Consider the following 5,734-nt stretch of genomic DNA (forward strand, 5'->3'; position numbering starts at 1 on the left):
ACACCGAGTCGGTCAGCCACCTGGGCCACACTGTGACCACGATCCGTCACCTGACGAACCGCCTCAATCTTGAATTCTTCGGGATAGCGCTTGCTGCTCATAGATACCTCTCTAGTTGCCATTTTGGTTGGCTGAAAGGTGTCTAGCAAACTGGTGGCGATTCACTTCGTTTACCCAGAGCACCTACCACTCTTGGCATTCACTGCCATGTTGGTATAACGATCTCCTTGAACAAGGCAGATTTATCCATCATCACATAGCGGGCCTAGCCAAGATCCGGGGCACCAGATCGCGCCCCGTCAGGTCTTGTCGATGAACTTGTGGTCTGCAATCCTGGCAGAGAGGCAATCAACTTGAGCGGCAACATCGGCACAGCCCTTCTGCTTGCTAGCGTAATTGCTCTGTGAGCCAACGCTAGACGGACAACCCGCCCAAAGCTGCTAGCCACACACCTCAAGCCAGATTCAGCACTCAAATGAATGCCGATCTCGAATACGACGCAACCGAGATCATGAATCAAGGGACACGCTTGGTAGCAACCGCTACATAGGTGTGTAACGGGGGAATCGGGTACTCAGAGGCAGAAAGGCGGGAGTCATGACAGGGAATGAAATCCTTCCGGCCATTCTACGCAAACGTAGCCTCGGGCATGACCGCAATGTTTTGGTTGTGTTGCTTGGCCGCACAAAACAGCGTAACTCGGTGCATTGTTCGCCCCTACCTATCTCGATCTAATCCGTGGTGAACCTTTTTGTCACTGTAGAATTCATGAAGGGCTTTTTAAGCCACATTTGCACCCCTGCGACAATTTACTCAAGCAGCACTTCCCTTTTTGTGAATGAAACGTTACCATTTGGTTGTTTGACCAAACAATCAAGTGCCTTTAATAATGCATTATCAAGATAATCCCACAACGCGTAACCAGAGTGCTTCAAGTGCCACCCCGGAGACTGGCAGGGACATACAGTTCCAAGGAAACGGAGGTTTGGCTCTTAGTGCGACCCGGTTCGGTGATCCAAAGTCGCCGCAGGTGCTACTGCTACATGGCGGCGGACAGACTCGTCATGCATGGACGCACACGGCAACCGTCCTGGCAAAGGCCGGGTACTGCGCCACTATCATAGACGCTCGAGGTCATGGGCAAAGCCAGTGGTGTCCAAAAGGTGATTACAGCGCCACTGCCTTGGTGTCCGACCTCCGCGCTATCATTCAGTCGCTCCCCTCGTCGCCGTATATCGTCGGTGCATCAATGGGCGGGCTCACTGCCATGCTCGCGCTTGGAGAAGAGGCTTCTCTGAACTGCCGTGGCCTTGTACTGGTAGATGTGGCTCCCAAGCTGGAACGCAACGGCGTTCGCCGGATTATTGAATTCATGCGCCGCCACCGTGACGGATTTGACTCTCTGGAGCAGGTGCGGGACGCGGTCGCTGCCTATAACCCGGGGCGCAAAGCACCCGCGAATTCACAGGGTCTCCGCAAAAACCTGCGTGAGGATGTGAACGGTCGTCTCCACTGGCACTGGGATCCAGCGTTTCTTGATCATGCCGAGATTCCTGAAACAGATGAAAGCATGTTCGGCGGGGCCCGACTCAATCGTGCGGCGAGGCACCTCAGCATGCCGATATTACTGATTCGTGGTTACCACAGTGATGTACTCAGCGAAACAGGTGCTCAAGAGCTTTTGGCCCTGGTACCCCAAGCCCAGTACCGGGTGATTGAGCAAGCGGGTCATATGGTAGCCGGTGACCGCAATAGCATTTTTACGGGGGCTGTGATGGATTTCCTTCAATCGATTGATCCGCCCTTTCAACAGATACGCTCCACTGAGCGGAGAGTTAAAACATGAAACACAGACATCTAGACGTTCTAATAATAGGTGCTGGCCTGTCCGGCGTGGGAGCAGCTTGCCATCTTAACCGCGACTGCCCTGATCTACGCTACGAAATTGTCGAGCGTCGTAAGCGTGTAGGCGGCACTTGGGACCTATTTCGCTACCCCGGCATTCGTTCAGACTCAGACATGTTTACTCTCGGCTACAACTTTCGGCCTTGGACAGACACAAAAATGCTTGCCGACGGTCCCTCCATCCGCAAGTACATCGAAGAAACGGCCGAACAGCATCAAGTCGTTGACAAAATTCGCTTCGGCCTCAAAGTTCTTTCCGAAGAATGGAGCAGCGAGAGCAATCGCTGGACCGTCACCGCCCTGAACGAGGAAACCGGTGAAGAGGAAACCTTCACCGCCGGCTTTGTGCTCAATTGCACGGGCTATTACAACTATGATGCTGGCCACACACCCAAAATACCCGGCATAACGCGCTTTGGGGGCGACGTCATTCACCCTCAACACTGGCCTGAAAATTACGATTACAGTGGTAAACGGGTGGTCGTAATCGGTAGCGGAGCCACAGCTGTAACGCTGGTACCGGCAATGGCAGACAATGCCTCTCATGTGACCATGCTACAGCGTTCACCCAGCTATGTTGCATCCGTTCCGGAGCAAGATCTAATCTCTAAAAACCTGCGTCGTGTATTACCAGAAATGGTGGTTTACCGTATGGCTCGCGCGCGCAACGTTTTACTTCAGAGAAGCGTATTCCAACTGTCAATTCGAAAGCCCAAGGCTATCCGCAGATTACTGTTAGCCGCTGCCCGTAAGCAGCTTGGCCCAGATTTCGACATGAAGCATTTCCAACCGCACTACAATCCTTGGGAAGAGCGGTTGTGCGCGGTGCCAAAGGGAGATCTCTTCCGGGTTCTTCGTGAAGGCAAAGCCTCGGTGGTAACAGATCATATAGCTAACGTGACTAAAACAGGCATAAAGCTTAAATCCGGAGAACTTCTTCCCGCAGATATCATCGTCACAGCCACCGGTCTGGATTTGCAAATGTTCGGCGGCGCAAGCATCCGGGTGGACGGCAAGAAGCCCAGTATTTCAGACACCATGATGTACAAAGGATTGATGCTTGAAGACATCCCCAATATGGCATTCGTCTTTGGTTATACCAATGCCTCCTGGACCCTAAAAGCCGATATCGCCTCCGAATTTGTTTGTCGACTACTCAAGCATATGCAGAAGACCGGCGCTGACAAGGTAACGCCCGTTGATAAAGAAGACTGTGGAACAGACGTCAACTTCCTCAACCTTCGGTCAGGATACATTCAGCGTGCGGATGATCGCCTACCACGCCAAGGAACCAAACAGCCTTGGCAAACATTGAACGACTACCTGCGCGACCTTCCCGCCCTTCGTTATGGGAAACTTGATGATGGCTACCTGCATTTCGAAGGTAAAAACCTTCATAAACCCAAGCGCAAACTGGTTCAACAACTATTAAGCAGCGCGCTAACCAAAGAGGCACAACGATGAAGTCATTTTCTGGAAAAGTTGCCGCCATTACAGGCGCTGGGTCCGGTATTGGCCAGGCCACAGCCATTGCACTGGCAAAAAAGGGGTGCCATTTGGCTATCTCAGATATAAGCCAGGAAAGCCTCGATAATACAATTAAGCTCCTTGCTGATTATCCTGTGAAGGTCAGCAGCCATGTAGTTGATGTCAGTGATCGCGAAGCGGTCTATAAATACGCGGATGACACCGTTACTGAACACGGCAAGGTCAACATCATCATGAATAATGCGGGTGTTGGTCTTGGTGAAACCGTAGAAAACATGAGCTACGAGAACTTTGAATGGCTTATGAACATCAATTTTTGGGGCGTGGTATACGGCACCAAAGCATTCCTGCCACATCTGAAGCGTGCAGATGAAGGGCACATCATCAATATTTCAAGCGTGTTCGGCATTATCGGCGTACCCACCCAATCTGCCTACAATGCAGCCAAGTTTGCTGTTCGCGGCTTTACAGAATCGTTGCGCGAAGAGCTTGATATAGAGGGCGGCCGTGTCAGCGCCACTTCGGTTCATCCAGGAGGGGTAAAAACTAATATCGCCCGTAATAGCCGCATGGGTGACATGGGCGACATGGGCATTGGTGATAAAGAGGATATCGCCAAAATGTTCGACAAGATTGCTATGACGACCCCGGAGGCTGCCGCAAAAACCATCTTGAAGGGTGTTCGCAAGAACCACAGAAGGGTATTGGTGGGCGGCGATGCCGTCATGCTCGACACAACTCAAAGACTGATGCCAACGGGCTACCAACGGTTGCTCGGTGTCATGTTTAAAAAACAGCAAAGCACCAAGAATAAAGAAAAAAATAAAAGTATTGCCTGATATTATTCAATCAACCATAACATTTTATACTGGAGGCGATATGCGCTCGTCCAACCCCGTAAAAAGCATCAAAAAACTCAGCGGCGCCTTGGTTGGCATCCCGCCTAGGCATATTAATTTTAGTTTCCCAAAAACTATGCCGAAATACTTCTATGCTGGAAACGCAACCGCCACAACATTTTTCGCCATGCTTTCGGGTTTTTTCCCGCCGGGTGAACGATACTTCATGGAATCGGTAAGACACTTCCGAAATGAAGTAAAAGACGAAGCTTTGCGTGCAGAAATTTCAGGCTTTATGGGCCAAGAGGCCATCCACGGTCGTGAACATGACCGACTCAATAACATTCTTTCTGAGTATGGCTTTGACATGCAGGCCCCGGATCGTTTTGTTAAACTTGGCCTCGCTATACTTGAAAAACTGCCCCCAAGCACACGACTTGCAGCCACAACCTTTATGGAACATTTCACTGCTCTGTTAGCCGAACAGCTCCTTAACGATGAGCAATTCGTGCAACAAGCCGACCCTGAAATGATCAAGATATGGCAGTGGCATGCACTTGAAGAACTGGAGCACAAGTCTGTTGCTTATGACGTTTACGAGCTGATCGGGAATAGCCGTATCGAAAGAGCCGCCGCAGTACTGGCCTCCGCTGTAGTATTGCTTCCCATGCTAGGAATAACCTGGAGCTGGATGCTGGCAAAAGATGGCCAGCTTGGCAATCTGAAAGATAATATCAAGGGGCTTAACGTACTCTTGGGCCGCAATGGATTTGTGTCACGAATACTATCAAGACTGCCCGAATTCGTAGAACCCAATTTCCACCCGAATCAACACGACACCAAACAATTGGAGAGTGATTGGCGGGATAAGCTATTTGCCGTAGGCGGAGCACTGCATGATCAATATAGCAATCCAGCTGCCTGATTATGTTAAGCCGTCATCTGCGCCCAGGGTGGCGGCATAAGAAATTCACCGTGGCATTCCGGGAAAAGCGACTTTGAGCTTCATAAAGAAGTAGTCGCTATCCCGGATAGCTTCGTCCCTTTATCTTGATGAGAATCCAACGGTTCATTCCTGCTTGCACTGCTTTTCTGCGGAAAGCTTGCCAATAAGCCGCTCATTGATCTCACACTTTTTCCATTCTTCCTTCCCTCAGAGATGACCGCCAATAGCGGCTGATTCAGCCTCAAGCTGACTGGCTGATCCCGTCACATTCTCCGGGTTGCGAAACAGCAACAGCGGGATTACTGCCCTCGCTTTCGCGCGTTCTTGTTATCACGTAGCTCATTGGCTGGCCCACCCTTAGGCGATCTATTACTTGCCTGCCAAATTCGGGGATCACCTGGAACAGGTCATAGACTACACGGGCGTTGGCAGTGTAATCCCCCCATTTTTAATCGTCCGTATGAGTAGAGGGTTAGCCCGCTTTTAGCCGTTGGACTGGGGGTACTCCGCCGATAGCTGAATTCGGCCGTTCGTTATTGTATTGCCACAGCCACTG

The 5,734-nt window shown here is 50.9% G+C and carries 5 protein-coding genes; 4 read left to right on the forward strand and 1 reads right to left on the reverse strand.

What is annotated here, in order from left to right:
- Positions 1 to 101 (reverse strand): transposase (locus ABNH10_RS04245; protein ID WP_349384879.1); only part of this gene is annotated, 101 nt, incomplete at its 3' end.
- Positions 102 to 985: 884 nt separating this feature from the next.
- Here ABNH10_RS04245 and ABNH10_RS04250 point away from each other — a divergent pair.
- Genes ABNH10_RS04250 through ABNH10_RS04265 form a run of 4 tightly spaced genes read left to right on the forward strand, consistent with a single transcriptional unit; the run spans position 986 to position 5,157 of the window.
- The gene (locus ABNH10_RS04250; RefSeq protein WP_349384875.1) at positions 986 to 1,846 is read left to right on the forward strand and encodes an alpha/beta fold hydrolase; all 861 of its coding nucleotides are present in this window, start codon (positions 986 to 988) and stop codon (positions 1,844 to 1,846) included.
- Complete coding sequence (locus tag ABNH10_RS04255) at positions 1,843 to 3,369, forward strand: flavin-containing monooxygenase (protein ID WP_349384876.1); 1,527 nt, start codon at positions 1,843 to 1,845, stop codon at positions 3,367 to 3,369. The genes ABNH10_RS04250 and ABNH10_RS04255 overlap by 4 nt, the downstream gene beginning before the upstream one ends.
- Positions 3,366 to 4,232, forward strand: a complete 867-nt coding sequence (locus tag ABNH10_RS04260; RefSeq protein WP_349384877.1) for an SDR family NAD(P)-dependent oxidoreductase — start codon at positions 3,366 to 3,368, stop codon at positions 4,230 to 4,232. The genes ABNH10_RS04255 and ABNH10_RS04260 overlap by 4 nt, the downstream gene beginning before the upstream one ends.
- 40 nt (positions 4,233 to 4,272) lie before the next feature.
- The gene (locus tag ABNH10_RS04265; protein WP_349384878.1) at positions 4,273 to 5,157 is read left to right on the forward strand and encodes a metal-dependent hydrolase; all 885 of its coding nucleotides are present in this window, start codon (positions 4,273 to 4,275) and stop codon (positions 5,155 to 5,157) included.
- The last annotated feature ends 577 nt before the right edge of the window (positions 5,158 to 5,734 follow it).

It is taken from the genome of Alcanivorax sp., assembly GCF_040119285.1.
Taxonomy (GTDB): Bacteria; Pseudomonadota; Gammaproteobacteria; order Pseudomonadales; family Alcanivoracaceae; genus Alcanivorax.